The sequence below is a fragment of the Paralcaligenes sp. KSB-10 genome (genome assembly GCF_021266465.1).
GTDB lineage: Bacteria > Pseudomonadota > Gammaproteobacteria > Burkholderiales > Burkholderiaceae_B.
The window spans coordinates 731,641-757,068 of sequence record NZ_CP089848.1 but is presented as its reverse complement, the minus strand read 5'-3'; the positions used below and the strand labels follow the sequence as shown (position 1 = coordinate 757,068).

Genomic DNA, 25,428 nt, shown 5'->3' with positions numbered 1-25,428 from the left:
CGATGGCGATTACTTCCTCGTCCCTTGGCCTGTTGCGCCAGCTCCAGGAGTCTGCGACTCATGTTTCAAAGGCTCAGCAGCGGGTTTTGCAGGTCATGCTTGGCGATCCCAATGCGATCGTCAACAGCACGATAGAGCAGATCGCCATAAGCGCTGGCGTTTCCATGCCGTCGGTGATTCGTACCTGCCGCAATTTCGGTTATGACGGCTTTCGGGATTTCATGCTTGCGCTGGCTCAGGATCTGGCCGTATCGAATCATCATCTGCATCGCAGTGTGTCGATCGATGACGCTGCTCCCGATGTCGCCAGCAAGATCGTGCAGAGCGCGATTTCATCGTTGGCCGAACTGGAGCGTAATCTGGATGTAGACATACTGGATCAAGTCGCCAGAAAAATCGTTCATGCTTCGCGAGTCGACTCCTATTCGGTCGGATCGACTTCGACATTCATGTCGCAGGAACTGCAGGCTCGCCTGTTTCGCCTGGGGATCAACGCCAATGCGTTTTTCGATCCCCACCAGCAACTGATCTCGGCCAGCTCGCTGGATGAAAATGGGGTGGCATTCATTATTTCGCATCTGGGCAGCATGCCCTTTGCGCTGGAGGCCGCGCAGTTGGCCAGGAGCCGTGGGGCGACGGTGGTGGCCCTGACCCAGGCCGGCACGCCATTGGCCGACAGGGCCAGTCTGACGATTGCTGTATCGGTGCCGCAGGACGCGATCATGCGTGTCAGCACGGAAGCCTATCTGGCCCATTTGCTGGTCATAGAAATACTGATGGTGCGCGTAGCCCAGAATCTGGGCCCTGAGACCATTAAAAAACTGAAGCAGTTCAAGCGTGTGCTTGAACTGCATGGTGTGGATAGCGCTCTGCACACCGATATTTATTGATGTTGTAAAGGTCCTGGCGAATAGGGCGCCAAAGGCGTGCGCGCAGGGCCGGGTTTGAGGTTGGAAAATGAGTCAGGCTATAGCGGTATTGAAAAACGGCAGCGTATGCGACGGCTCCGCCGCGGGCGCGGTGCAAGCCGATGTCTGGATAAAAGGCGAGCGGATACTGGCGGTGCTGCCGCCGGGCATTGAGCCCCCGGAATTGCAGGGGTCTGCCGATTTGCGGGCTTGTGTCGCCCATGACTGTGCGGGCCGGATCATTGCGCCAGGCTTTATCGACGTGCATACGCATGACGATGCCATTGTTCTGGATCACCCCGATATGTTGCCCAAGCTGTCGCAGGGTATCACGACCGTCATTACCGGCAACTGCGGCATTTCACTGGTGCCCATGGTGACAGGCGATCCTCCGGCGCCTTTGTCCCTACTGGGCCACGAACAATTCCGTTTCAGCTCCTTGCGAGCCTATCGCGATGCTGTGGACCACGCGCGCCCTGGCGTGAATGTGGCCGCCCTTATCGGCCATACGACTTTGCGCATGCTGGCCATGCCTGATCTGGATGCGCCGGCTTCTGCCGACCAAATAGCCGCCATGGAGCGGATGCTCGACGATGCCATGACCGACGGCGCGTTGGGCCTGTCCTCGGGGGTGTTTTATCGCCAGGCGTATGCCGCCGATGTAGGGGAGTTGACGGCGCTGGTCAAGGTCGTTGCCAGGCATGGAGGCTTGTACGCGACGCATATCCGGGATGAGATGAAAGGCATTATTGCCGCCATTGAAGAGGCGGCCCTGACGGCCCGTCTTGCCGGTGCGCCTCTGGTGCTTTCGCATCATAAATGCGCTGGCCCGGCGAATTGGGGTCGTACCGAGGAAACCCTGCCCCTGATCGAAAAGCTCGCGCTGGAGCAGCCCATCGGCATGGACGTCTATCCCTATGCCGCGGGCTCCACCGTTCTTAGAGAAGATCTGGTCGATGGCGTTATCGACATCCTGATTACCGGAAGCAGTCCGCACCCCGAGATGATCGGGCGCCATCTCAAGGATGTGGCGGCTTTGTGGGGCGTATCGCAAGTTCAGGCATGCAAGCGGCTGCAGCCGGGCGGTGCCTGCTATTTCCAGATGCGGCAGGACGATGTCGATCGGGTTGTGTGTCATCCTTTGTCCATGATCGGTTCGGATGGCCTGCCGCACGACCAGCGGCCGCATCCCCGTCTGTGGGGCGCTTTTCCGCGGGTCCTGGATCAGTATTGGCGCATCAAGGGCGTCTTGCCGTTGGAACAGGCAGTGCATAAAATGACGGGCATGTCGGCGGCGCGCTTCAACTTGCAGGGGCGCGGGCACTTGAAGTCAGGCTTTTTTGCCGATATTGTGGTGATCGATCCGGACAAAGTACGCGATCGGGCCACTTATGCGGAACCGGCTCAGTTCAGCGACGGCATAGAGCAGGTCTGGGTCAACGGGTGCTTGAGTTTCAACGGCCGTCAACAGAGTGCCGTGGCCAGGGCGGGTCGATTTGTGAAGCGCAATAAATAGCCCGTTACCAGTATTAAAAACCAGGCCGCGCTTATCGCCTCGAACAGGTCGATGCGGCGGCATTCCAGGGCTAACAATTTTCATGCCGGATGCTTCATACTTAATTGCCCTGGATTGGGGCACTTCTTCACTGCGCGCTGCGTTGATGAATGCGCAGGGATCTGTGTTGCGTGAAATCAGTACGGACGACGGCATCATGTCGATTGCCGACGGCGGATTCCATGATGTATTTGATCGGCTTATCGGCCCCTGGCTGCGGGACTATCCTGCAAGCCTGGTATTGGCGGCGGGCATGATAGGCAGCCGCCAGGGTTGGTGCGAAGCACCTTATGTACCATGTCCGGCCGGCTTTGACGAGCTGGGTGCCGGCCTGGTCTGGTCGGGCGGGGCGGGCGTACCGGTGGGCTTTGTGCCCGGGCTGGCTACACACCATGCAAATGGCGCGCCTGACGTAATACGCGGAGAAGAGGTTCAGATTTTCGGGGCGCTCGATGCCTCGGGCCTGAAGGATGGCATATTCGTTTTGCCGGGCACGCACAGCAAATGGGCTGTGGTGGAAAACCGTCGAATCCTGCAGTTTCATACTTTCATGACAGGCGAGCTGTTCGCCCTGTTGCGCCAGCATTCAATACTGTCGCGCCTGATGCCATCGCAGGATGCGATACCCTGGGAGCAAGGGCGCGACAGCTTTGTCGCAGGCTGTTCCCAAGCCGTGGACGATGCCTTGCTGCACCGCTTGTTTTCCGTTCGGGCGCAGGGGCTGTTCGGGATGCTGGCGGGCGATCAGCAATCCGATTATTTATCGGGGCTCGTGATCGGTGAAGAAATTCGCGAGGCGCTGTCTTTGGTGCCTGGTGCCGCAGGCGGGCACATCCACCTGGTGTGCAAGCCTTCCCTGTTCAAGCGCTATCAGGCCGCTTTATCGGTCTTTGGGGTGGATAGTTCGGAGTGCACGCAGCAGGCGAGCTTTCAGGGGATGCTCGCGATTGCGCGCGGGTGCGGTTTGATCTCCTGAAGTATAAATAGCGTATTGCAGAGGAAAACCAATGAGTATCGAGCCGTTTCTGGACAGATTTCCGTTGATCGCCATTTTTCGAGGTGTTCGGCCCGAAGAAATTATCGCTATTGCGCAAGAGGTCGTGAGCGCCGGCTTCCAGATTCTCGAGGTGCCGCTCAATTCGCCGTGCCCGCTGGAAAGCATCGAGCTTCTGGCCAGGCACTTTCCAGATCAACTTGTGGGTGCCGGTACGGTAATGTCGCCGGACGATGTGCTGGCCATAGCGAATGCCGGCGGGCAACTGATCCTGATGCCGCATAGCGACCCGAGCGTGGTGCGCCGGGCGAAACAATCGGGCCTGTTGTGCGTTCCCGGCGTGGCGACTCCAACCGAGGCTTTTGCGGCGCTGGCCAATGGCGCGGATGCCTTGAAGCTGTATCCCGCGGAACAGATTGGCCCCATGGTCGTCAAGGCCTGGAGGGCGGTTGTGCCGCATCGTCATCGCCTGTTGCCCGTGGGCGGCATCACGCCCGGCAATATGGAAGAGTATTTGCGCGCCGGCGCCAATGGCTTTGGCTTGGGGTCGGCGCTGTACAAGGCGGGCATGTCGGCCAAAGACGTCGCGGCCAATGCGCAGGCTTTTCGGGATGCGTTGGCCAGGCTCCAGGAAGAAGGGCTGGTCAAGGCTGGCCCTTTGTTGAATCTGTAGATACGGTCCTGGAAGCCGATAGGCCGTGGCGTAGGGACGGTTCTTGTGGGTTGCCCGTGAGTCCGTGGGGATGGCCCTTGCGGCCGGCCGTCATCCGTGTTCTTTAGGTGCGGCGGTGGCGGCCCATGGGTTCGGTGTGGGCGGCCTTTGCAGGCGACCTGCGCAATTACCTTTAATGCGGACGAAAAAACGCGGCAGGCTGTTTTGGGATACTTCTACATAGGCGTATAATCTTGCTTTGCACGGAGCTATTTTATGCGTCTCATCAAAAAAGCGCTTACCTTCGACGATGTGTTGTTGGTGCCCGCCTATTCCGAGGTTCTTCCCCGGGACACCCAACTTGCCACGCAGCTTACCCGCAACATCACAATAAATATTCCGCTGGTTTCGGCGGCCATGGACACGGTGACCGAATCGCGTCTGGCCATTGCCATGGCCCAGGAAGGCGGCATAGGCATCATTCATAAAAACCTCAGCGCCGATGAGCAGGCCCGCGAAGTGGCGCGTGTAAAGCGCCACGAATTCGGCATTGTGATCGATCCCGTCACGGTTACGCCGACCATGAAAGTGCGCGACGCCATTGCGCTGCAGCGCCAGCACGGCATCTCCGGCCTGCCTGTGGTCGAAGCCGGCAAGCTGGTCGGTATCGTGACCAACCGCGACCTGCGTTTTGAAGACCGCCTCGACGTTCCCCTGCGCGACATCATGACGCCGCAGGAGCGGCTCATCACGATGAAAGAAGGCGCAACGCTCGACGAAGCGCAGACGCTCATGCATCAGCATCGTCTTGAGCGCGTGCTTATCGTCAACGATAAATTCCAGTTGCGCGGCCTGGCCACGGTCAAGGACATCGTCAAAAACACCGAACATCCCAGTGCCTGCAAAGACAGTCTTGGCCAGTTGCGCGTGGGCGCCGCGGTGGGCGTGGGCGACGGCACCGAAGAGCGTGTCGAAAAACTGGCTGCCGCGGGTGTGGACGTGATCGTGGTCGATACCGCGCACGGCCACTCGGCAGGGGTGATCGAGCGTGTGGGCTGGGTCAAGAAGAATTATCCGAAAGTTCAGGTCATAGGCGGCAATATCGCTACCGCCGCCGCCGCCAGGGCCCTGGTCGATGTCGGCGCCGATGGCGTGAAGGTCGGTATCGGGCCAGGCTCCATCTGCACGACCCGCATCGTCGCCGGCGTGGGCGTGCCGCAAATCACGGCCATTGCCGATGTGGCGAAAGCTCTGCAAGATACGGGCGTACCCTTGATCGCCGATGGCGGCATCCGCTATTCGGGCGATGTGGCCAAGGCCCTGGCGGCCGGCGCGTCGGCTTGCATGATGGGCGGCATGTTCGCGGGCACCGAAGAAGCACCAGGCGAGGTGGTCTTGTTCCAGGGGCGCTCGTACAAGTCGTATCGCGGCATGGGCAGTGTCGGTGCCATGACGGACGGTTCGGCCGACCGCTACTTCCAGGATCCCGCCAATAATGCCGACAAGCTCGTTCCCGAAGGTATCGAGGGCAGGGTGCCTTACAAAGGCAGCGTGATTGCGATCATCTATCAGTTGGTGGGCGGTATCAGGGCTTCAATGGGCTACTGCGGCTGCGCGTCGATCGAGCAGATGCGCAGCAAGGCCGAATTCGTTGAAATCACGTCGGCCGGTGTGCGCGAATCGCACGTGCACGATGTGCAAATCACCAAGGAAGCCCCGAACTATCGAGCCGACTAGTGGGGGCGGCCCTTTGTGGCCGCCCGTGCTTGCCGAGCCAGGTTCGAGCGGGCAGATGGAGGCCTGCCCCTACGAGTCCGGCCAGAGTTTGGTCGGGCACAAAGCCTGCCCCTACGGATAGGATGTGTTGCCAATGATGCTGGGTCGAATCTATAGATCAAGCAGGTTTCTTATCAAAAGTTCAGGAGCGGACACCATGGCGTCGTGGCCTGTGGCCAACTCGGCCCAGCTCCAGCCGGTTTGCGCTTTGGCCCATTGCCTGGATGCCTCCAGTGGCGCGTATGAAGGTGCGGTGCAATGCCAATAGGCGCATGGCATGCCGTTGCCAATGGGATGCCGCAGCTGCAGCGCGCTTTCATAGGTACCAAGCGGGTGGGGCGTAAGGCGTTCAGCGATAAAGTCGATATGGGCGGGTTCGATCAGGCCGAATGCCTTGGGTTTTGGCGCTGGCAGGGCAAGCCCATTGCAGGAATCTCGAGCGGCCGCGCGCAGCTTGGCTACGGTTTCGGATGCAAGCGTATCGAAGGTGCTCAGGCCGCTTTCCAGAATGAAGGCGTCGAGATAGATCAGCTGTTTCAGGCGTTGCGGCGCGCGATCCGCCACCCCCGTGATAACCAGGCCTGCAAAGCTGTGCCCGACCAGAATGACGTTGGTCAGGTCTTCCCAGAGCAACACGTTTTCAATGTCCTGCACAAAGGTGCCCAGCGTAATGCCGGAGCCGAGCAGGTGACTGCGTTCGCCCAGGCCCGTCAGGGTCGGTGTGTATACGCGATGCCCGAACGCCCGCAGCGCGTGGGCCACCTTGGCCCAGCACCAGCCTCCATGCCAGGCGCCGTGGACCAGTACAAAGGTTTTCAATGTGAGAGAGGCTGGCATGGGGTTTCTCGGCTGATGGTTGAAGGCGTGTTCCCGGATCCCGCACATGGAACCGTGGCGCCTATTGTGTTTTCGGGTGGCTGGACGTGTTGCCAGTATCGCAATAAATATCGTAAATGTCGTTTTGTAACGTATTTTGGCAGGTCCAATACGTTACATTAACGCCTTGATTCCGTTTTTTTCATTTTTATCAGTTCTTTCCAAGCCATGCATCAGCGTATCCTTATTCTCGATTACGGTTCACAGGTAACCCAGCTTATTGCGCGCCGTGTGCGCGAAGCCGGAGTCTATTGTGAAATTCATCCCGGCGATGTCGACGACGCGTTCATCGAGGCCCAGCAGGGTTTGAAGGGCATCATAGTATCCGGCAGCCACGCTTCCGCCTACGATGAAGCATCCCTGAAAGTGCCGGCAAAGGCATTCGACGCCGGCGTGCCTGTGCTGGGTATTTGCTACGGCATGCAATCCATGGCGCAGCAACTGGGCGGCAAGGTGGAGTGGTCCGATCACCGCGAATTTGGCTATGCCGAGGTGCGCGCACACGGCCATACCCGTTTGCTGGAGGGCATTGAAGACTTCACCACCACCGAAGGCCATGGCATGCTCAAAGTGTGGATGAGCCACGGCGACAAAGTCACCGGGCTGCCGCCCGGCTTCAAGCTCATGGCGTCCACCGATTCCTGCCCCATCGCCGGCATGGCCGATGAAAAACGCGGCTTCTACGCCGTGCAGTTCCACCCCGAGGTCACGCATACCGTACAGGGCGAAGCCATGCTGGCGCGTTTTGTGCGTGATATCTGCGGCTGTGGGGGCGACTGGAACATGCCCGATTACGTATCCGAAGCGATCGAACGTATCCGAACCCAAGTGGGCAGCGATGAAGTCATTCTGGGTTTGTCGGGCGGAGTGGACTCCTCGGTAGCCGCGGCCTTGATACACAAGGCCATAGGCGACCAGCTCACCTGCGTGTTCGTCGATCATGGCTTGCTGCGCCTGAACGAGGCCGAGCAGGTCATGGCCACCTTTGCCGATCATCTGGGCATGAAAGTCATACACGTCGACGCCAGTCCGCAGTTCATGGGCAAGCTGGCCGGCGTGACCGACCCGGAAGCCAAACGCAAGATCATAGGCCGGGAATTCGTCGAGGTCTTTCAGGCCGAAGCCGGCAAGCTCAGCAATGCGCGATGGCTCGCTCAGGGCACGATTTATCCGGACGTGATCGAATCGGCCGGCGCAAAGACCGGCAAGGCCGTGGCGATCAAATCTCACCACAATGTGGGCGGTCTGCCCGATACCCTGAACTTGAAGCTGCTCGAGCCCTTGCGCGAATTGTTCAAGGACGAAGTGCGCAAACTGGGCGTGGCCCTGGGCCTGCCGCCCGCCATGGTGTACCGCCATCCGTTTCCGGGACCGGGCCTGGGCGTGCGCATACTGGGCGAAGTCAAGCACGAGTATGCCGATCTGCTGCGCCGCGCCGATGCCATTTTCATCGAAGAGCTGCGCAAAACCACGGACGAAACCAGCGGCAAAAACTGGTACGACCTGACTTCCCAGGCCTTTGCCGTATTCCTGCCGGTCAAGTCGGTGGGCGTCATGGGCGATGGCCGCACTTACGATTATGTGGTTGCCTTGCGCGCCGTGCAGACCTCGGATTTCATGACCGCCGACTGGGCGGAATTGCCGTATTCCTTGTTGAAGAAGGTATCGAGCCGCATCATCAACGAGGTGCGCGGCATTAACCGGGTGACCTATGATGTGTCAAGCAAGCCGCCGGCTACGATTGAGTGGGAGTGAGATTTTTTATAAACTATTGATTTAATTATAGAAGTTAAATCTCTATATCTCGCTGGCCGCTGCGTCTGGCTACCTGGATTTTCGCTTTGATGGAGCCTGGTGGCAGGTGCAGCCGAAGCTCGCCACCTGGCTCGACGCTTTCTCGCAGGTTAATCCTTCGTACGCGGCGACTGCGCCTTGAGTACCGAGAGCTGGTCTGTGTCGTGCTGCGCGCGCAGATCGGCGATTTTCGCCGGGTCCGCTGCGTAGCCGCTTGCGACCATGTCTGCCAGTTTCTCGAAGTAGTGTTCGTGCCCGGGCGGCGAGACCGTCATCAGCACGCGCGCCGGCCGGGCACTGGCGTTGGCGATATTGTGCGGCACGCCTGGCGGCAGGAAGAGGTAGGTACCCGGTGTTGCGCGCACGCGCTCACCGTTGACCTGCCAGTCGCACTCGCCCTCCAGCACATAGAAGGTCTCTTCCTGCACCCGGTGCACGTGTAAGCCGGTGGAGAAGCCGGCAGGAATGGTCCATTCGAACATCGAGGTGTGGCGGGTGTCCTCGCCAGTAACCAGGAAGCTCATGGGCTGGCCTCCAAGCTGCACTATTTTGCCTTCGCCGGGTCTGTGGATGATTGCTTTCGCGGTCATTTTGGATCTCCTTGAGATGAGGCCGTATGACGCTTCCATTCTGCTTATCCGATTGCTGAAAGTCGTGAATTCGATCCGAAATTGCGGCAAAATATCTCCGAAAAGAGGTGGTCAGCATGGTCATGCCAGATATCTACAAGTTTGGCCGGTTTGCGCTCGATGCCGGCGTGGGCATGCTGTTCCATGACAGCGAGCCGGCGCTGCTTGGCCAGCGCGGCGTTGCCTTGCTGCGCTTGCTGCTTGAGCATGCCGGGTCGCCTGTCGGCAAGGAAGCGCTGATCGAGGCGGCGTGGCCGGGGCTTGTGGTCGAGGACAGCAATCTCACCGTGCAGATCGCAGCGCTGCGCCGCGTACTGGAGCAGGACGAGGGTAATGCCTGGATCGAGACGTTGCCACGCCGCGGCTATCGCTATGTCGGCCCGACGGTGGCGCGCAGCAACATGCGCGCAAGCGAGACAGTGCCATCGACTGCCCTGTCGGTGCCCGAGAAGCCGTCGATCGCCGTGCTGCCGTTCTCGAATTTGAGCGGCGGCAAGGCGCAACAATACTTCGTCGACGGCATGGTCGATGACATCGTCACCGGCTTGTCGCGCATCAACTGGCTGTTTGTGATCGCGCGCAACTCGAGCTTTGCCTACAAGGGCCGGGCTGTGGATGTGAAGCAGGTCGGGCGCGAACTCGGCGTGCGCTATGTGCTCGAGGGCAGTGCGCGCAAGCTGAATGATCGCGTGCGCGTCACCGCCCGGCTGGTCGATGCAGGGAGCGGAACGCATGTGTGGGCCGAGCGCTATGAGCGCAATTCCGAGGACATTTTTGCCCTCCAGGATGAAATCGCCATATCGGTCGTCGGCGCCATAGCGCCGAGCCTGCGGCGCGCCGAAATCAGCCGGGTTCGGCGCAAACGGCCCGACAGCCTCGATGCCTACGACCTGGTCCTCCAGGCTCAGCCTGATGTCGATTCAGGCATGCCGGAGCAGGTCAGGCGAGCGCTCCTGCTGCTCGACCGCGCCATAGTGCTCGATCCCGCCTATGCGCTGGCGCATGGCAATGCGGCCATGTGCCACCATTGCCTTTTTCTTCGCGCCGGCTTGCAGGAGAGCAGCCGCGCCGCTTCGATCCGCCACGCGCGCTTGGCCATACTCCATGGCCAGGACGACGCACTGGCGCTGACCTGGGCCGGATTTTCCGTCGGCATGGATGGGCACGACCGCGCGGCCGCTTTCACCGCTCTGGAGGCGGCGCTCGCGATCAGTCCGTCATCGGCGTTGACCTATATCCTCGGCAGCGTCATGCTTGGCTGGGGAGGAGAAGCCGAGCGAGCCATAGAATGGAGCGAGCGGGGTGTGCGGCTCAGCCCATTCGACGCTTGGGCTTGGGCCGCATATGACGCGCAGGCCATGAGTCATTTTTACCGCGGCCGCTATGAAGAAGCTGCGCGGGCGGCCTACCGGTCCGTTCAGGCCAATCCTGCGCACAGCATCACGTATGTGCAGTTGAGCTCCGCGCTGGCCAAGCTCGGACGGCTCGATGAGGCCAGGGCGGCTGCGGCCAGAGTCCTGGAACTGCACCCTACGTTTCGCTATAGCCGGCAATTTCTGGGCGTGAACTGTGCCCCGGAGCTTGCATTGTCCCTGGGCGACGCGCTGCGGGCAGCGGGATTGCCAGAGTAGCCGTTCAACTTGCCCAGGGCCGCCATTTGCTGCTTACTTGGAGGTGCCTGGGCTGGTTTTTGGGGGGGCTGGTCCAGTCATGTAATTGCACGCGGACCCCATTGATCTTGATCTGCCGCTCTTGTCGTTCATAGCAGAGACGCCCGAGAAGACGTTGTCTGAGCAAGGGTTGGCCTGGCGTCGGGCAGCGATGAGCACCGATACTCTGGTCTGCTCCACGCCCGAGCGAGCCATGCTGGAGTTATGCGGTGTCGCGGCGGTGAAGGCCGAGCGCGGAGGCATCGACATAGTCTTCGCCAACGCCGGGGCGGGAAGCCCGCTTCCGCTCGGCCAGATCACCACCGAGCACATTGACAAAACCTTCGACACCAATGTGAAGGGCACCGGCATCCGGGTAAACGTGCTGTCGCCTGGGCCGACTGCGACCGAACTCGCGAAGGAAGCGCTAGGCGAGGAGGGCCAGAAGGCCTACGGTGCGATGACTCCACTCCAGCGCATGGCCGATCCGGCGGAGATCGGAGCGGTGGCGGCCTTTCTTGCGTCGTCAGACAGCAGTTTCACGACCGCCAGCGAGGTCGCCGTTGACGGTGGCTTGGCGCAACTCTGAGGAGAAAAATCAAATGACACGATCGCTAAAGGGCAAAACTGCTCTCGTTACCGGGGCATCACGGGGCATTGGCCGCGCTATCGCCGAACGTCTCGCCGATGGTGGGCGCATCATCAATATCTCCTCCGCCGCCGCCACGAAGCCTGTGACAGCCGCTCCCGTCCACCCGATGGCCAAAGCGGCCATCAACAACCTGACCCATGCGCTCGCGTCCGAGCTGTGGCCACGCGGAATTACCGCGAACGCCGTAGCGCCTGGCTACACGCGTACGGATGCGAATGCCGCCTTTCGAGAGAATCCCGAACTCGTCAAGGCGGTCGAGGCCGAAATCGCGCTGGGGCGGTCTCCCGTCCTCTGCTTTCGTCGCGAGGGTGTTCACCGGAGCCAGGTTGGTGAAAAGCTTCAACCATCTGGCCGCTGCCGTCCTTGACCAGGACCCGGTCGTACACGGTGGCAGGAGAGTCGTGTTCCTGGCGAGCGACGATGACGGCGCCGCGGTGGAGGTTGGTGCGCTTGCGGAAAAACTCGGTTTCGCACCGATCCAGCTTGGCGGGCTTTCGGAAGGTGGGTTGCTTGTGCACACGCGCGGAAAAAGCTGGGGCACCTGATCTTCAAGGATTTGGTCAAGTTCGACAGATAAATCGTGGTCACAAGTTTCGATGTGATCCTTCCTTGTGGACAACGGGGAGCCGACAGATATCCGCTGAATCTCGCGCCAAGCGCACCACAACTGGGCGGGATGGGCTATGCCGTCCCTCCGGAAGGAGCATGGTATTTTTCATGGTGCACAGCAAGGTTGCCCTAATAAGATGCTGTAAATTAAGAAAGCGAGGCTTGATTTGCTGACAGACCGTGAAATCGGCGCGCCAACGCCTAAGATGAAAATGTTCAAAGTGGGCGACCGCGACGGCATGTACTTGGCGGCGCTCCCAACTGGCACGAGGGCCTTTCGGTACGACTACCGCATCAACGGTCGGCGGAACGTGGAATGCGGCATATCGCCATCGCGTCAACGCGACGGATCTGGCCGCCAGGGCGAGCAGCAAACGCATGGAGCTGATGATGATCGATGATATTGCACCCATTGTTTCGTGGAGTTACCATTGGTTTCAACAGGCTTCATACCATAAGAAATTATGGCGTGCAGGAATAAGACAATACGGCCTGCTTCTCAAAAATAATTTCGAATCCACGGAGAGGTACGCATGACTATCAGCAGACGGGATTTACTAAAAGGAGCAGGGGCGATTTCGGTTTTCCCTTTTCTGAGCGCCGCAATCACAGGATGTGCGAATGTCGTCGTTGCGAAGGCAAGCGGCTTTCAGCGCGTCAGACCTTCGAATCCGGGTTGGCCATCTCCCGCACGCTGGAAAAGTCTGGAGACAGTACTCAAAGGCAAGTTAATTGCCATCGAGTCGCCGTTGGATGCCTGTGTGGGTGCGTCGCAAAGCGTCGCATGCGCGAGCCTCTTCAAAGAACTGAAAAATCCGTACTTTATTGGCGATAATGTCGCCTTGACCGAAACGGTGGGCTGGGCCGACGCTTGGACTACCGCGCCCAGTGTTTATGCCGTGGCCGCCGAGACGGCGGCCGATGTTGCGGCGGCTGTCAATTTTGCCCGGGAAAACAGGCTGCGATTGGTTGTCAAGGGTGGAGGGCATAGCTATCTGGGTACGTCGAATTCGGCCGATTCCCTGCTGATCTGGACTCGTCGCATGGACAAAGTAACCATGCATGACGCCTTCGTCGGCCAAGGCTGTTCGGGCAAGGTGGCGGCCAAGCCGGCGGTTAGTGTGGGGGCTGGCGCCATTTGGATGCGTACTTACAACAAGGTTGTGACTAGGCACGGGCGCTATGTGCAGGGCGGGGGCTGCGGTACTGTAGGGGTGGCGGGCTTGATTCAAAGCGGTGGCTTTGGCAGTTTTTCAAAAAATTATGGTACGGCGGCGGCCAGCCTGCTCGAGGCCGAAATTGTCACTGCCGATGGCAAGATTCTTATTGTTAATAGGTGCAGCCATCCTGAGCTATTTTGGGCATTGAAGGGCGGCGGCGGAGGGAGTTGGGGCGTGGTGACCCGCATTACTCTTCAAACTCACGATCTGCCCGAAAAATTTGGCGCTTATTTTGGTACGGTCAAAGCCAAATCTGATACGGCTTATCGCCGCCTGCTCGAGAAATTCATCGCTTTTTATGCTGAAAATTTGTTCAATCCTCACTGGGGTGAACAGGTCTCTTTGAATTCCGATAATTCGATCAAGATTTACATGGTTTTCCAGGGGATAAACAAGGCCCAGGCTCACGCTCTGTGGAAGCCGTTTTTCGATTGGATAAGAAGCGATCCCGATATGGCGGTCACGGCAGCGCCAAACGCAATCGATATGCCGGCCCGGCGGTTTTGGGACCCGGCGTTTCTGAAGCGGATACCTGGTCTGGTGTTTACCGACGATCGTCCGGGAGCCTCATCCGATAACGTTTTCTGGACGGGTAATCTGAAAGAGACCGGGCAATATCTACACAGCTATCAGTCGGCCTGGATTCCCGGGGCTTTGCTTGAAAAGGGGCGACAAGCGCGCCTGGTTGACGCTTTTTATGCAGCATCTCGGCATTTCAATGTGTCGTTGCATTGTAATAAGGGCTTGGCCGGCGGCCGCCCTGAGGCTATCGAGCGGTCCCGGGATACGGCCATGAATCCCGCGGTTCTCAACGCGTTTGCTTTGGTCATTATTGCAGCCGGTAGTGAGCCGGTTTATCCGGGTGTTCCGGGTCATGAACCCAATGTCGCCGCGGCGCGTGCCGATGCGGTAAGAATCGGCAAGGCCATGAAAGAAATCTATCGCGCCGTTCCCAAAAACGAGGCAGGAGCGTATGTCTCTGAAAGCGACTATTTCGATACGGAGTGGGCGCAATCATACTGGGGCCCCAATTATCCGAGACTCCAGGCCGCCAAAAAGAAGTACGACCCCGAAGGCTTATTCTTTGTCCATAGCGGGGTGGGTACAGAAGGCTGGAGTAAAGATGGATTTACCAGAAAAGCATGAGCAGACATATTTTGTACTGATTTCCGGGAGTCGGCCTGCACGGATCCGGCAGTGATGCTGCCTGCGCGAGTACATGGCGGGTTCTGCGTGACCGACTTACGTCCACATCCATGCGCAACTGCGTTTTCCAGTTGGCCCTGATTTCTGTCGAGGCGGCGCCTATTACTGTGCTAGCATCGTTAACAGGCTAGGGCTGTTCTTTCCGGATCCGTGCTGGCAGTGTGACGGGTGCTGTATCCGATGTCTATCGGAAGGGGTGGCTTTCGGCCTTCCTGCCTCCATGAAACGACGGCAAACCGCTATTGTTCCGGCCAGGCATATCCGATAGGAGATAATCAAATGAATATTTCTATGTCACGGCGGGCCCTTGTGGTGCTCGCAGGCCTCGTGTGCACGGGGGCTATGACCCTGGCGCAGGCGGCGCCGGTCTCATTTACCGTACCGCTCACTGGCGCGCAGGAAGTGCCTCCTGTCCAGACCCAGGGCAGTGGCACGGTCAAGCTCACGTATGATCCCGGCACGAAGGTCGTCACCTGGACGATCAGCTTCACCGGCTTGTCCAGTGCACCTACCATGGCGCATTTCCATGGCCCCGCCGCGGCGGGCAAGAATGCGGGTGTGAAGATCTGGCTGTCGCAGAAGGGCAGCGCGGTCACCAGTCCCTTCAAGGGCCAGGCCACGCTGTCTGCGGCGGACGCGCAAGAGTTCCTTGCCGGTGAAATGTATATCAACGTGCACACCAAGGATCATCCGTCAGGCGAGATTCGTGGCCAGGTGCTGCCCCCCAAGGGCAACTGAGGCCTTCGTCAGAGGTAGGTTGCGAGTAGCGCCGCCATGGCGGCGGCAAGGGCCAGCAGAAGCAGCGCCCGCACCGGCGGCGCCAGCCTCGGTGCGGCGACGCTCGCCGGCAGAGGCTTGCGGCCGGTCAGCATGGGGCGCAGGAGATTGTGCCCTTTGGCCGCTGCATATAGCGCGATCGCCAGTACGTGCAGCGCCACCGCCACCAGCAACACATCCCACAGGATTTCATGCAGCGCCGTGATGGCGTTGGCAAGCGGCGCCGAGACCCATTCGGTGAACGGACCTTGGTCCGCGACGTCGTTGTTGATGTAAAGTCCGCTGAGCGTTTCGCCCAGCAGCAGGCCGAGCAAGAGCAGCACCATCCATCCTCCCGCGGGATTGTGGCCGACCTGCAGGTCGGCTTCGTGGCGGAACAGATGGTGCAGATGGCGCAATGCGGCGGCCGGTGAGGCCAGAAAGTTGCTGAATCGCGCGGTTTCGCTGCCGAAGCAGCCCCACAGCAATCGGAAAAGCACCAGCGCAAGCAGCGTCTCGCCGATCAGGACGTGCCAATCCATCCAGTTCAGCCTCCAGGTCAGGTAGGCCGCGGCAACCAGCAGCACCACCAGCCAATGGAACAGCCGTGTCGACGCGTCCCAGACTTGCACCAGACGATAGGCGGCCCGCGCCGATGTGTTTGAATTGATGGATTGTTCGCCTTTGGGCATCATGGCGCCTTGTTGTTCGACCGGGTATTGCTGTCACTGTCGAACATTATAGAGGCGCGGCAGTCGGCGCAAGGCCCCAGCAATCATTTCTCGTGGCTTGATGTCAGCGCATCGAGGTGGCGCTGCAGCAGCGCTGGAAAGCGCTCGCGCCAAACGGCATTGGCGGGAGAGGGGTGGGGCAGCGGGTAGAGCGTCAGCCAACGCTGCCGTTCAGCGTTAGCGACCAGGATGCGCAATGGATCGATATAGCGTCGACCGCCAGACCAGTAGGCCGCCATGCGTGCCTGTTCGGCGGGTGGTTGACCAATGCCGAACCAATGAAAAGCCTGATTGCCAAGCGTAATCACACAATCGCCGCGCCATTGCAATAGCAGAATGTCGCGGATCAGCGGCTGGAACAGGCGCTGCACGGCCAGCGGCCAGGCTCGATTGGCGATGGGCTTGTAGGGAACGGTATTGAGCCAGAACAGCGAGGCTGGCGGAGTTCCTGCGCCGCGGTTTGTGTGCGCAGTCAGCATGCGTCTGAGCATGCGGCCGGATGCGCCCATGAACGGTGCGCCCGCGGCGATTTCCGCTCGGCCGGGGTCGCGGCCCATGATGCACAGCGTTGCGCTGGCTGGGCCGAGTCCCATCATAGGCACCGAGCTGTCTTTTCCGGCCGCCGCATAGGCGGGCCGGTCCAGTTGGGCAAGTGTCGCCGCCAGCTCGCTGAAGCGACCGTAATCGATTGCCTGGGGTGTCTGTGAGTCGGTTCCCGTGTCCATATCCGGGAATATTAGCTGATTCCGGGCTTGGGCCCGAGGCGGAAGGCTGCCATGAAACTTGATTATGTGCGTATGCACACGTATAATTTCCGGCATGAACAGATCAATTTTCTACGAAGACTGCAATTGCTTTGCGCTGCGCCAGGCCACCCGTTACATCACTCAGATTTACGAACGACACCTGGGGCAGGTAGGCTTGACTGCCGCGCAGTTCACAATCCTGGCCAGATTGGCGCGAACACCGGGTCTTACGGCAATGGATCTGGCCGATGCAATGGTCATGGAGCGAACGACATTGGTCCGCGCGCTCAAGCCCTTGCAGCGAGATGGGCTTGTGGTCAGCGAAATATCGAAGCGCGACGGCCGGGCCCATGTGTTCAGTCTATCGAAGAGTGGCGAGCGTGTGTTCGATCTGGCTGCTGTTGCATGGAGCAATGCCCAGGGCGAATTCGAATCCAGGGTTGGCCCGGAACGAGCCAGGTCGCTACGGGCGGAGTTGTTCTATATGACCACTGTTCAAACGGCCTGACAACTCGATGGGGGCCAGTCGGCAGGCGATGATTTGCAATGACACTGAATCTAGGGCTTGTCGCTTGTGACCCTGACATGCATGGCCCGTCCGGCGCCCCAACCGTTTATGGCCGCGCCGGCAGTGAGCGCAATGAACAGCCAGGATGTGGCCGTGTAGCTTCCCGTCCAGCTGTGCAAAAGCCCGACCAGCAAGGGGCCTATGGCCGCCAGTACGTATCCGATTCCTTGGGCCATGCCCGACAGGTGCGCGGCGACATGCGAATCCGGAGAACGTAAAACAATGACAGTCAGGGCAATGGCGAATAGCCCTCCCTGTCCTACGCCTTGCAGGATCGCCCAGATCCACACTGTGGACGTGGGAGCAAAGAGCAGGCCCAGCAACGCAGCGCCGGCTATGATCGCCAGCGCCACATTGAACAGTTGCTGGTTTTTGCAGCGGACGGCCAGGGGCGGCACTACGAGACTGGTGACCACCTGAACCATGATCGATACGGAAACAACCAGTCCGGCCGTTACGCCGTCCAGCCCCCGTTCTCGCAGAATGGGGGCAAGCCAGCCCATTACGCAGTACGCCAGGGCTGATTGCAGGCCCATGAAGAACGTGACCTGCCAGGCAAGCCGGTCGCGCCACAGGCCGGTGACGGCCCGAGCGGACTGGCGCGCGAGCTTACCCTGTCTTAATGATTGCGGAGCCCAGATAAGCGCGACAATGGCCGCCGGTATGGCCCAGGCCGCCAGGGCTAGCGCCCAGGAGCCGCCGAGCTTGTGTGCGATGGGCACGGTGAATGCCGCTGCCGCCGCCGCACCGCCGCACAAGGCCATGGTGTAGAGTCCGGTCATTGTGGCGGCATGGTGGGCGAAATCGCGCTTTACCAGGCTGGGCAGCAGTACGTTTCCCACGGCGATGCTTGCTCCGGCCAGCGCGGAGCCGATAAAAAGAGTGAAGATGCCGCCGTATCCGCGCAGGGCGGTTCCGAGGGCCAGCAACACCAGCATGCCCAGCAGGGTGCGTTCGACACCGAAGCGCTGCGCAAGTTTCGGCGCCAATGGCGCGAACAAGCCCAGGCACAACACCGGCAGGGTGGTCAGATAGCCGGCATTGGCCGATGACAAACCTGTTTGCCTGATGATTTCGGGCAAAAGCACTGACAGGCTCGAAAATACGGGACGTAGATTAAAGGCAATCAGCATCAGGCTGAAGCCCAATAGAATCATTGCCGTCCGACGGATGCCTGGCGCCGTTTGCGGAGGGTGTGCGGAGCTTGCCTTGGGTATTTTTGTGGCGAGTTTCATGGTTTCCAGGGCAAGGAGGGCTTGTTCGTTTGTCTGGCTTGCGCTCATGATGCCAGCGCCCGATTAAGCTCGGACAGGATAGGCGCCATGAATTGGCGCACCGTCGATGCCGCGTGGTCGGGGTTGCGGGTTTCGATGGCTCGCACCAAGCCTGCATGCGCTTCCATATCGGGCTCGGGTATTTCTTTGTCTACCGTGGCTTTGATGATTTCCTGCACAGATGCGGAAAAAAACAAATAGGTTTCGGCCAGCGCCCGGTTGCGGGCGATGCGGACGATCTCGGCATGGAAGTCGAAATCCCGTTCCACCAGGCCGGGGCGGGTTTGCGGATCGTCTGAATTTCCTCGCGCTGCCAGCAAGCCGTACAGACGCTGGATATCTTCGGGCGTGTGCCTGACGGCCGCCAGCCTTGCGGCTTCGACTTCAAGTGCGCAGCGGGTTTCGACTTGATCTCTCAAATTGGCTTGCCGCATGCGCAGCACGCTGGTGGAGGGATCGAAATTGGCGCGCACATAGGTTCCGGAACCCTGACGCGTTTCCAGCATGCCCTGCGAAGCCAGCATTTTGACCGCTTCGCGCACTGTACCGCGGCTGACCCCCAGCATGGCTGCGAGCGTGGGCTCGTTTGGGATCCGCTCGCCGATGGCCCAGCGTCCGTCGAGGATTTCCTGCCGAATTCCTTCCAAGGCGCTGTCGGTCAGGCTGGTTTTGGTGGCTTGCGCAAGCATTGTATTTAAATCATTAAGTCATCGGATGATTTGATTTTCAAATAAATGGTCAGCGGTGTCAAGCCTTAATGCCCCGGGGCATAACCGATCGGGAATCAAGGTACACTCTTTTGCTGCGTCTATACGACCCACGTAGGCGGCAAGTTGCCGCCGTTTCCAGAACTTTGCTCATAGGACCATCGTCATGCCTTCTTTCGACGTCGTCTCCGAAGTCGACAAACACGAACTCGTCAATGCTATCGATCAGGCCAGCCGGGAGTTGGTCACCCGCTTCGATTTCAAGGGGACCAACGCCAAATTCGAACTGGAAGGCTTTGTGGTGACCCAGTCGGCGCCTGGGGTGTTTCAACTGAACCAGATGCTCGATATTCTGCGCGGCCGCTTATCGGCCCGCGGAATCGATGTACGTTGCATGGATATTGCCGATCCGCTTGAAAACCTGGGGGGAGCCCGGCAAAAAATCACGATCAAGCAAGGTATAGAACAGGCCGTCTCCAAAAAACTGATTGCGGCCATGAAGGGCGCCAAGCTCAAGGTAGAGGCCCAGATCAATGGCGACAAGCTGCGCGTCAGCGGTAAAAAGCGCGACGACTTGCAGACGGCCATCGCGTTGTTGCGCAAGACCGATGTCGAGTTGCCGCTGCAGTTCGAGAACTTCCGCGATTAGACAGGCTGGCGCGGTATTGAGCTCAGGTCTTGAGCCGATAGCCGCTTTTGAAGATCAGCGCTACGATGAGCAGGCACAGGCCCAAAAAAACCAGCGTCATAATCAGGCTTATGGCTACGCTGACATCGGCGAGGCCATAAAAGCTCCATCGAAAGCCGCTGATCAGATAGACCACAGGGTTGAACAGGGTCACGGTTTGCCAGAAGGGCGGCAGCATATTGATCGAGTAAAAGCTGCCCCCAAGAAATGTCAGGGGGGTGATGATCAAAAGAGGCACCAGTTGCAGTTTCTCGAAGCCGTCGGCCCAGATTCCGATAATGAAACCGAACAGGCTGAATGTGAAAGCCGTCAGCACCAGGAACAGCAGCATCCATAATGGATGGTCGATTTTGAGCGGCACGAAAAAGCCCGCGGTTGCCAGAATGATCACTCCCAGAATAATGGATTTGGTAGCGGCGGCGCCCACATAGCTCAGCGTGATCTCGAAGTACGAAACCGGTGCCGATAAAATCTCGTAGATAGTGCCCGTGAATTTCGGAAAATAAATGCCGAATGACGCGTTGGCGATACTTTGCGTCAATAGCGACAGCATGATCAGCCCGGGCACGATGAACGCTCCGTAGCTGATACCGTCTATCTGGGTAATGCGCCCGCCTATGGCGGCGCCGAACACGACGAAATACAAAGAGGTCGAAATGACCGGCGCAATAATGCTTTGCATCAGTGTGCGCCAGGTCCTGGCCATTTCGAACAGATAAATTGCGCGGATCGCCTGCCAGTTCATGGCCGCTCCTTGACCAGGTTGACGAAAATATCTTCCAGCGAGCTTTGCGTGGTTTGAAGATCCTTGAATGTGATACCGCTGTCGTTCAGGTCTTTGAGCAATGCCGTGATGCCAGTGTGCTCGCGTTGAGTGTCGTAGGTGTATACCAGTTCCTTGCCGTCGGGGGCCAGTTCGATCTGGTGGGCGGCAAGCGATTCCGGCACCTTGTCCAAGGGATTGAGCAGTTGCAGGATCAGTTGCTTTTTCCCCAGCTTGCGCATGAGTTCGGCCTTCTCCTCGACCAGAATAAGCTCGCCATTGCTGATTACGCCCACCCGGTCGGCCATTTCCTCGGCTTCTTCGATGTAGTGCGTAGTCAGGATAATGGTGACGCCGGTGGCGCGCAGCGAACGCACCATTTCCCACATGTCCTTGCGCAGCTCGACGTCGACGCCGGCGGTGGGTTCGTCCAGGAACAGGATTTGCGGCTCGTGCGAGAGCGCCTTGGCAATCAGCACGCGCCGCTTCATGCCGCCCGACAACGTCATGAGCCGATTGTCTTTCTTGCCCCATAAGGACAAGGCTTTAAGCACTTTTTCGATATGGGCGGGGTTTGCCTTTTTGCCGAACAGGCCGCGGCTGAAGCTGACGGTGTTCCACACGGACTCGAAGGCATCGCTGGTGAGTTCTTGCGGTACCAGGCCGATTTTGGATCGTGCCGCGCGGTAGTCCGTAACAATGTTGTGGCCATCGGCCAGCACGACGCCCTCGGTCGGATTGACCAGCCCGCAGATAATGCTGATCAGGGTGGTTTTGCCGGCCCCGTTCGGGCCGAGCAAGGCGAAGATTTCTCCCTGGCGTATTTCCAGGTTGATGTTTTTCAGGGCCCTGAAACCCGAGGCATAGGTTTTGGACAGGCCGGATACTGAAATTATGGATGTCATGGCAAACCGTCGATTGGCATCAGTGGCTGGTAGTGTACCCGGCGCGCACGGCTTGGTGTAGCCGTCCCGTTCACGCCGGTCGATACCCTGGCGCCGGCGCTTTGTCGGGACGCCGGATTCCCATTACGATCAGCGCTGCAATCAGGCACGCGCCGCCGGCCACATACAGTGCCGGTGTGTAGCTCAGCAGCAGGGTGCGAGTGGCGCCGGCGCCGTATGCCGCCACGGCAGCGCCCATCTGGTGCCCGGCAAAAATCCAGCCGAACACCATACCGGCGCGTTCCTTGCCAAAGGCAGTGCCTGCCAGCCTGACGGTTGGCGGCACGGTGGCAACCCAGTCGAGGCCGTAGAACATGGCGAAAATCGACAGGCCGTAGAAAGTGAAGTCGGAATGCGGCAGCCAGAATAAGGACAAGCCTCGCAGGCTGTAATACCAGAAAAGCAGTTTGCGGTTGTCATAGCGGTCTGAAAGCCAGCCCGATAGAATCGTGCCGCAGAAATCGAAAGCACCCATCATGGCGAGCACGGACGCCGCCGGTACGGCCGTCAGGCCGAAATCGCCGCACAAGGACACGAAATGCGTTTGGATCAGGCCGTTGGTGCTCAGGCCGCATATAAAGAAGGTCGCAAACAGGATCCAGAAGGTCTGGTTGCCGCGTACAGTTCCCAGAATCTTGAAAGGATCCCAAATGGATGTGTGCGTGTGCGCTACAGGTGGCATGGCGGCAGTTGCCGGATCCGTGCCGTAGGCGGCAATGCCGACGTCTTCCGGCCGATTGCGTACAAAACAGATTGCCAGAATGATGACCAGCGCGGCCGAGACGCAAACCGGCGTGATGGCCGAGCGCCAGCCGTAGTGGTCAATGAGCCAGGCGGCGCCGGGTAGAAACACCAGTTGGCCCGTGGCCGTGCTGGCGGTCAATAAACCGATCACCAGCCCGCGGCGCTTGTCGAACCATCGATTGGCCACCACGGCGCCTAGAACCAGAGCGGTCAGGCCCGAGCCAAAGCCCAGTATCAGCCCCCATAGCACGACCAGTTGCCATAGCGCAGTCATTTGGGTGGCCAGGATCATGCCCGACGCCACGAGGGCCAGCGCCGCGCAAATAACGTTGCGCAGGCCGTAACGATCCATCAGGATCGAGGCAAAAGGCCCCATCAGGCCATACAGTGCAAAGCGCAGGGCAAGCGCCGATGAAATTTGCTCGGTGTCCCAGCCGTATTCTTTGCCCAGCGGTTGCAGCAGCACACCCGGCAGACCCAGTGCGGCAGACGAGGTGAGCATAGTCAGAAAGCAAATGAGCGCCACTATCCAGGCGTAGTGGATGCCGTGCCGGTGGAGCCAATTGGAAAACGGTTGGGCGAACATGTGGGTTTCCGAAAGTCGGTGATGCAAAGCCTGAAGGTTTTTGGCGTGAGCCGGGTCACGATGTCGCGTGAGGCCTAGTTATTGAGCATGTTCACATCCAGCAGGAATTCGCGCGCGGCCGCCAGTATATCGTCAGACAGGGGGGAGCCTCGTGTTGCCCGTGCCAGGACCTGGGCGCCGACCAGGGTGGCCAGTGTTGCCAGCGCCTGCGACCTGGGCTGAGGGGCGCCGCTCGCCTCGAACAGTGTGGTAAGGGAGTCGGCCATGCTTTCGACGCCTGCCGCATAGGTTCGATGTACGGGTTTGTCGGCCGGTTCGCGGGCAACGTCCCCGGCCAGGGCAACGGCCGGGCAGCCGTTGCCTGTATGATCTCTATGCCAGGTGCTCAGGTAGTGGTCGACATGGGCATGAAGCGCATGGCGCGGGTCGGCGTGTTTGTTGCTGCGCTCGTTCCGGCGCTGCGAGGACTGTTTGAACGCTGCCGCACAGGCCACATCCGTAAGCTCATCTTTGGACGAGAAATGACCATAAAAGCCCCCGTGCGTCAGTCCGGCCGCCGCCATCAGGTCAGCCACACTGACCCCATTGAAGCCTTGTTCGCGGAAAAGCCGGGCCGAGACATTTTCAATGACGGCGCGGTTTTTTTGTGTTTGTTCGCGTGATACTCGAGGCATGGCATTTTCCTGGGAAAACTGAGTCGGTCCAATAATAAATTATTATTATCATCTATTCAAGTAACAAGAGCGCAAACCAAGAGCGTATCAGCTTGTATCGTAGCTACTATCGATAGCTGTGCTTGTGCTTTACTATGATGGTGTGACTCCATCCTGGCCGTATTGGCCGACGCGGGTATGGCTATGAATTCAATCGACAAGGCGCTGCTGACTCCTCTGGAGATGAGGGCGGCCGATACGGCAGCCATGAAGGCCGGGATCAGCGGTATTGCATTGATGGAAGCGGCTGGAAGAGCAGTGGCCGATGCGGTGCGCGCGCGCTGGCCGGTGCAGCCCGTCGTGGTGATATGCGGATTCGGCAATAACGGGGGCGATGGTTTCGTTGCGGCCCAGCGTCTTGCCGAGTCGGGCTGGCCGGTTCGGCTGGGGTTTTCAGGAGAGCGCGCAAGGCTGACCGGCGACGCGGCGTACTGTGCTGCATTATGGACAGGCGCCATCGAGCCCCTGTCACTTGAATTGCTCGATGGTGCAGCCCTGGTCGTTGATGCGCTTTTCGGCGCCGGCCTGTCGCGGCCCGTCGAAGGCTTGGCGCGTACCGTAATCGAAACCCTGATCCGGCGCAAACTGCCGATCTGTGCCGTCGATGTGCCCAGCGGCCTGGATGGCGAAACAGGCGAGGTGCTTGGCGTGGCGGCGGCGGCCGACATGACGGTGACTTTCTTTCGCAAGAAGCCCGGCCACTTGCTATTGCCGGGAAAGCTGTTGTGCGGCGAACTGGTGCTGGCCGATATCGGTATCCCTGCCTCCCTTCTGGAGCGCAAGCCTCCGCATGCATGGGAAAATGGCCCGGAAGTCTGGCTGAGCGATTATCCCTGGCCGCAAACCGGTGGGCACAAATATCAGCGAGGCCATGTCCTGCTGGTGGGTGGTGAACTCATGACAGGAGCGGCGCGTTTGGCGGCGCTGGCGGCGGCACGAGTGGGCGCCGGCCTGGTTACCGTGGCGGTGCCGGAGTCGGTCCGCGCCATCTACGCGACGGCGCTGACCAGCGTTATGGTTCAACCGCTGAAAGCGCCCGACAGCCTGGCTTTATTGCTGGCCGATCCGCGCAAGAATGCCATTGTCGTCGGTCCGGGCGCCGGTGTTTCCAGCGAAACCCGGCAGAATGTGCTGGAAGCCTTGGCCACGCAGCGTAGCGTGGTGCTGGATGCGGATGCCATTACCTCGTTCGGCCGCGATCCACAACTGCTTTTCGCGGCAATCTCCGGTCCTTGCGTGCTTACGCCGCACGAGGGTGAATTTGCCCGGATCTTCGCATGCGAAGGGAATAAACTGATGCGCACACGCTATGCCGCGCGCGAGAGTGGTGCAGTGGTCTTGCTTAAAGGGTCGGATACGATCATCGCGGCGCCCGATGGCAGGGCAATTATCAATACCAATGCGCCGCCGGAACTGGCGACCGGTGGTACCGGCGATGTGTTGGCCGGCTTGATTGCGGGCTTGATGGCGCAAGGCATGGAGCCCTTTCTGGCCGCGGCCGCCGCAGCCTGGCTGCATGGCGAGGCCGCGCGCGAATTCGGTCCGGGCTTGATCGCCGAAGATCTGCCGGCTATTTTGCCGACGGTTTTGCGCCGCCTCAAAGAATTGAAAACCGGGCTCTCCTGAACGGCCGTCCCAGGCGTTACACTTGACCTTTACGTTCAACCCGGCCTCATTTGGCTGCGTGG

At 59.5% G+C, this 25,428-nt stretch carries 24 protein-coding genes and 2 pseudogenes; 16 read left to right on the top strand and 10 right to left on the bottom strand.

The features are described from left to right. The first annotated feature begins 2 nt into the window (after window positions 1-2). The 5 genes from LSG25_RS03505 (at window position 3) to guaB (ending at window position 5,846) form a co-directional block, all read left to right on the top strand. Window positions 3-890 (top strand): MurR/RpiR family transcriptional regulator, encoded by an 888-nt coding sequence (locus LSG25_RS03505; protein ID WP_232743330.1) that lies wholly within the window; start codon window positions 3-5, stop codon window positions 888-890. A gap of 67 nt (window positions 891-957) precedes the next feature. Then, complete coding sequence (locus LSG25_RS03500) at window positions 958-2,424, top strand: amidohydrolase family protein (RefSeq protein WP_232743329.1); 1,467 nt, start codon at window positions 958-960, stop codon at window positions 2,422-2,424. Window positions 2,425-2,506: 82 nt separating this feature from the next. Beyond that, complete coding sequence (locus LSG25_RS03495) at window positions 2,507-3,439, top strand: 2-dehydro-3-deoxygalactonokinase (RefSeq protein ID WP_232743328.1); 933 nt, start codon at window positions 2,507-2,509, stop codon at window positions 3,437-3,439. A gap of 31 nt (window positions 3,440-3,470) precedes the next feature. Continuing rightward, window positions 3,471-4,130 carry a 2-dehydro-3-deoxy-6-phosphogalactonate aldolase gene (locus LSG25_RS03490; protein ID WP_232743327.1) on the top strand — a complete coding sequence of 220 codons (660 nt, stop codon included), beginning with the start codon at window positions 3,471-3,473 and terminating at the stop codon, window positions 4,128-4,130. Between the two features lie 255 nt (window positions 4,131-4,385). Further along, window positions 4,386-5,846: an IMP dehydrogenase gene (guaB, locus tag LSG25_RS03485; RefSeq protein WP_232743326.1), complete on the top strand. Its 1,461-nt coding sequence runs from the start codon at window positions 4,386-4,388 to the stop codon at window positions 5,844-5,846. Between the two features lie 150 nt (window positions 5,847-5,996). Here guaB and LSG25_RS03480 read toward each other — a convergent pair whose 3' ends face one another. Beyond that, window positions 5,997-6,722 (bottom strand): alpha/beta fold hydrolase, encoded by a 726-nt coding sequence (locus tag LSG25_RS03480; protein ID WP_232743325.1) that lies wholly within the window; start codon window positions 6,720-6,722, stop codon window positions 5,997-5,999. A gap of 207 nt (window positions 6,723-6,929) precedes the next feature. On the opposite strand from LSG25_RS03480, the gene guaA reads away from it, so the two are divergent. Further along, window positions 6,930-8,516, top strand: a complete 1,587-nt coding sequence (gene guaA / locus LSG25_RS03475) for a glutamine-hydrolyzing GMP synthase (RefSeq protein ID WP_232743324.1) — start codon at window positions 6,930-6,932, stop codon at window positions 8,514-8,516. A 149-nt stretch (window positions 8,517-8,665) separates the two neighbouring features. On the opposite strand, the gene LSG25_RS03470 is transcribed toward guaA, so the two are convergent. Next, window positions 8,666-9,145 (bottom strand): cupin domain-containing protein, encoded by a 480-nt coding sequence (locus LSG25_RS03470; protein WP_232743323.1) that lies wholly within the window; start codon window positions 9,143-9,145, stop codon window positions 8,666-8,668. 116 nt (window positions 9,146-9,261) lie between these two features. On the opposite strand from LSG25_RS03470, the gene LSG25_RS03465 reads away from it, so the two are divergent. The 7 genes and pseudogenes from LSG25_RS03465 to LSG25_RS03435 all read left to right on the top strand — a co-directional run bounded on the left by LSG25_RS03465 (window position 9,262) and on the right by LSG25_RS03435 (window position 15,258). Next, window positions 9,262-10,815: a winged helix-turn-helix domain-containing tetratricopeptide repeat protein gene (locus LSG25_RS03465; RefSeq protein ID WP_232743322.1), complete on the top strand. Its 1,554-nt coding sequence runs from the start codon at window positions 9,262-9,264 to the stop codon at window positions 10,813-10,815. Window positions 10,816-11,068: 253 nt separating this feature from the next. Beyond that, a pseudogene (locus LSG25_RS03460) lies at window positions 11,069-11,422 on the top strand (SDR family NAD(P)-dependent oxidoreductase); the annotation flags it as partial. 13 nt (window positions 11,423-11,435) lie between these two features. Then, window positions 11,436-11,852: an SDR family NAD(P)-dependent oxidoreductase gene (locus tag LSG25_RS03455; protein ID WP_232743321.1), complete on the top strand. Its 417-nt coding sequence runs from the start codon at window positions 11,436-11,438 to the stop codon at window positions 11,850-11,852. After that, window positions 11,761-12,062, top strand: a pseudogene (locus LSG25_RS03450) (NADP oxidoreductase coenzyme); the annotation flags it as partial. The gene LSG25_RS03455 and the pseudogene LSG25_RS03450, both read left to right, overlap by 92 nt. A gap of 199 nt (window positions 12,063-12,261) precedes the next feature. After that, on the top strand, window positions 12,262-12,495 hold the full coding sequence (locus LSG25_RS20480; protein ID WP_370635943.1) for an Arm DNA-binding domain-containing protein: 234 nt from the start codon (window positions 12,262-12,264) through the stop codon (window positions 12,493-12,495). A gap of 132 nt (window positions 12,496-12,627) precedes the next feature. Further along, window positions 12,628-14,460 (top strand): FAD-binding oxidoreductase, encoded by a 1,833-nt coding sequence (locus LSG25_RS03440; protein ID WP_232743320.1) that lies wholly within the window; start codon window positions 12,628-12,630, stop codon window positions 14,458-14,460. Window positions 14,461-14,799: 339 nt separating this feature from the next. After that, on the top strand, window positions 14,800-15,258 hold the full coding sequence (locus LSG25_RS03435; RefSeq protein ID WP_232743319.1) for a CHRD domain-containing protein: 459 nt from the start codon (window positions 14,800-14,802) through the stop codon (window positions 15,256-15,258). Window positions 15,259-15,266: 8 nt separating this feature from the next. Here LSG25_RS03435 and LSG25_RS03430 read toward each other — a convergent pair whose 3' ends face one another. Further along, window positions 15,267-15,968, bottom strand: a complete 702-nt coding sequence (locus LSG25_RS03430) for a cytochrome b/b6 domain-containing protein (RefSeq protein ID WP_232744550.1) — start codon at window positions 15,966-15,968, stop codon at window positions 15,267-15,269. Between the two features lie 83 nt (window positions 15,969-16,051). Further along, entirely contained in the window at window positions 16,052-16,732 is a 681-nt protein-coding gene (locus LSG25_RS03425) for a uracil-DNA glycosylase family protein (protein WP_232743318.1), read from the bottom strand. Window positions 16,733-16,826: 94 nt separating this feature from the next. On the opposite strand from LSG25_RS03425, the gene LSG25_RS03420 reads away from it, so the two are divergent. Next, window positions 16,827-17,261 carry a MarR family winged helix-turn-helix transcriptional regulator gene (locus LSG25_RS03420; protein WP_232743317.1) on the top strand — a complete coding sequence of 145 codons (435 nt, stop codon included), beginning with the start codon at window positions 16,827-16,829 and terminating at the stop codon, window positions 17,259-17,261. 50 nt (window positions 17,262-17,311) lie between these two features. Here LSG25_RS03420 and LSG25_RS03415 read toward each other — a convergent pair whose 3' ends face one another. Next, window positions 17,312-18,478 carry a CynX/NimT family MFS transporter gene (locus tag LSG25_RS03415; RefSeq protein WP_370635990.1) on the bottom strand — a complete coding sequence of 389 codons (1,167 nt, stop codon included), beginning with the start codon at window positions 18,476-18,478 and terminating at the stop codon, window positions 17,312-17,314. 122 nt (window positions 18,479-18,600) lie between these two features. Further along, window positions 18,601-19,284 (bottom strand): FadR/GntR family transcriptional regulator, encoded by a 684-nt coding sequence (locus tag LSG25_RS03410; protein WP_232743315.1) that lies wholly within the window; start codon window positions 19,282-19,284, stop codon window positions 18,601-18,603. A 184-nt stretch (window positions 19,285-19,468) separates the two neighbouring features. On the opposite strand from LSG25_RS03410, the gene LSG25_RS03405 reads away from it, so the two are divergent. Further along, on the top strand, window positions 19,469-19,951 hold the full coding sequence (locus tag LSG25_RS03405) for a YajQ family cyclic di-GMP-binding protein (protein ID WP_232743314.1): 483 nt from the start codon (window positions 19,469-19,471) through the stop codon (window positions 19,949-19,951). Window positions 19,952-19,973: 22 nt separating this feature from the next. Here the strand turns inward: LSG25_RS03405 and LSG25_RS03400 are convergent, their stop codons facing one another. From LSG25_RS03400 to LSG25_RS03385, 4 genes are all read right to left on the bottom strand, one after another. Next, the gene (locus LSG25_RS03400; RefSeq protein WP_232743313.1) at window positions 19,974-20,735 is read right to left on the bottom strand and encodes an ABC transporter permease; all 762 of its coding nucleotides are present in this window, start codon (window positions 20,733-20,735) and stop codon (window positions 19,974-19,976) included. Beyond that, window positions 20,732-21,658, bottom strand: coding sequence for an ABC transporter ATP-binding protein (locus LSG25_RS03395; RefSeq protein WP_232743312.1), 927 nt, complete (start codon window positions 21,656-21,658; stop codon window positions 20,732-20,734). Before LSG25_RS03395 ends, LSG25_RS03400 begins: the two co-directional genes overlap by 4 nt. Before the next feature lie 70 nt (window positions 21,659-21,728). Beyond that, window positions 21,729-23,027: an MFS transporter gene (locus LSG25_RS03390; RefSeq protein WP_232743311.1), complete on the bottom strand. Its 1,299-nt coding sequence runs from the start codon at window positions 23,025-23,027 to the stop codon at window positions 21,729-21,731. Window positions 23,028-23,101: 74 nt separating this feature from the next. Further along, window positions 23,102-23,701, bottom strand: coding sequence for a TetR/AcrR family transcriptional regulator (locus tag LSG25_RS03385; protein WP_232743310.1), 600 nt, complete (start codon window positions 23,699-23,701; stop codon window positions 23,102-23,104). Between the two features lie 183 nt (window positions 23,702-23,884). On the opposite strand from LSG25_RS03385, the gene LSG25_RS03380 reads away from it, so the two are divergent. After that, the gene (locus tag LSG25_RS03380) at window positions 23,885-25,366 is read left to right on the top strand and encodes an NAD(P)H-hydrate dehydratase (RefSeq protein ID WP_232743309.1); all 1,482 of its coding nucleotides are present in this window, start codon (window positions 23,885-23,887) and stop codon (window positions 25,364-25,366) included. Window positions 25,367-25,428: the final 62 nt, after the last annotated feature.

What these genes read in the sequence shown, in the direction of transcription:
- LSG25_RS03505 (WP_232743330.1), top strand. Translation starts at nt 3, where the DNA reads ATGGCGATTACTTCCTCGTCCCTTGGCCTGTTGCGCCAGCTCCAGGAG.
- LSG25_RS03500 (WP_232743329.1), top strand. Translation starts at nt 958, where the DNA reads ATGAGTCAGGCTATAGCGGTATTGAAAAACGGCAGCGTATGCGACGGC.
- LSG25_RS03495 (WP_232743328.1), top strand. Translation starts at nt 2,507, where the DNA reads ATGCCGGATGCTTCATACTTAATTGCCCTGGATTGGGGCACTTCTTCA.
- LSG25_RS03490 (WP_232743327.1), top strand. Translation starts at nt 3,471, where the DNA reads ATGAGTATCGAGCCGTTTCTGGACAGATTTCCGTTGATCGCCATTTTT.
- guaB (WP_232743326.1), top strand. Translation starts at nt 4,386, where the DNA reads ATGCGTCTCATCAAAAAAGCGCTTACCTTCGACGATGTGTTGTTGGTG.
- LSG25_RS03480 (WP_232743325.1), bottom strand. Translation starts at nt 6,722, where the DNA reads ATGCCAGCCTCTCTCACATTGAAAACCTTTGTACTGGTCCACGGCGCC.
- guaA (WP_232743324.1), top strand. Translation starts at nt 6,930, where the DNA reads ATGCATCAGCGTATCCTTATTCTCGATTACGGTTCACAGGTAACCCAG.
- LSG25_RS03470 (WP_232743323.1), bottom strand. Translation starts at nt 9,145, where the DNA reads ATGACCGCGAAAGCAATCATCCACAGACCCGGCGAAGGCAAAATAGTG.
- LSG25_RS03465 (WP_232743322.1), top strand. Translation starts at nt 9,262, where the DNA reads ATGGTCATGCCAGATATCTACAAGTTTGGCCGGTTTGCGCTCGATGCC.
- LSG25_RS03455 (WP_232743321.1), top strand. Translation starts at nt 11,436, where the DNA reads ATGACACGATCGCTAAAGGGCAAAACTGCTCTCGTTACCGGGGCATCA.
- LSG25_RS03440 (WP_232743320.1), top strand. Translation starts at nt 12,628, where the DNA reads ATGACTATCAGCAGACGGGATTTACTAAAAGGAGCAGGGGCGATTTCG.
- LSG25_RS03435 (WP_232743319.1), top strand. Translation starts at nt 14,800, where the DNA reads ATGAATATTTCTATGTCACGGCGGGCCCTTGTGGTGCTCGCAGGCCTC.
- LSG25_RS03430 (WP_232744550.1), bottom strand. Translation starts at nt 15,968, where the DNA reads ATGCCCAAAGGCGAACAATCCATCAATTCAAACACATCGGCGCGGGCC.
- LSG25_RS03425 (WP_232743318.1), bottom strand. Translation starts at nt 16,732, where the DNA reads ATGGACACGGGAACCGACTCACAGACACCCCAGGCAATCGATTACGGT.
- LSG25_RS03420 (WP_232743317.1), top strand. Translation starts at nt 16,827, where the DNA reads ATGAACAGATCAATTTTCTACGAAGACTGCAATTGCTTTGCGCTGCGC.
- LSG25_RS03415 (WP_370635990.1), bottom strand. Translation starts at nt 18,478, where the DNA reads ATGATTCTATTGGGCTTCAGCCTGATGCTGATTGCCTTTAATCTACGT.
- LSG25_RS03410 (WP_232743315.1), bottom strand. Translation starts at nt 19,284, where the DNA reads ATGCTTGCGCAAGCCACCAAAACCAGCCTGACCGACAGCGCCTTGGAA.
- LSG25_RS03405 (WP_232743314.1), top strand. Translation starts at nt 19,469, where the DNA reads ATGCCTTCTTTCGACGTCGTCTCCGAAGTCGACAAACACGAACTCGTC.
- LSG25_RS03400 (WP_232743313.1), bottom strand. Translation starts at nt 20,735, where the DNA reads ATGAACTGGCAGGCGATCCGCGCAATTTATCTGTTCGAAATGGCCAGG.
- LSG25_RS03395 (WP_232743312.1), bottom strand. Translation starts at nt 21,658, where the DNA reads ATGACATCCATAATTTCAGTATCCGGCCTGTCCAAAACCTATGCCTCG.
- LSG25_RS03390 (WP_232743311.1), bottom strand. Translation starts at nt 23,027, where the DNA reads ATGTTCGCCCAACCGTTTTCCAATTGGCTCCACCGGCACGGCATCCAC.
- LSG25_RS03385 (WP_232743310.1), bottom strand. Translation starts at nt 23,701, where the DNA reads ATGCCTCGAGTATCACGCGAACAAACACAAAAAAACCGCGCCGTCATT.
- LSG25_RS03380 (WP_232743309.1), top strand. Translation starts at nt 23,885, where the DNA reads ATGAATTCAATCGACAAGGCGCTGCTGACTCCTCTGGAGATGAGGGCG.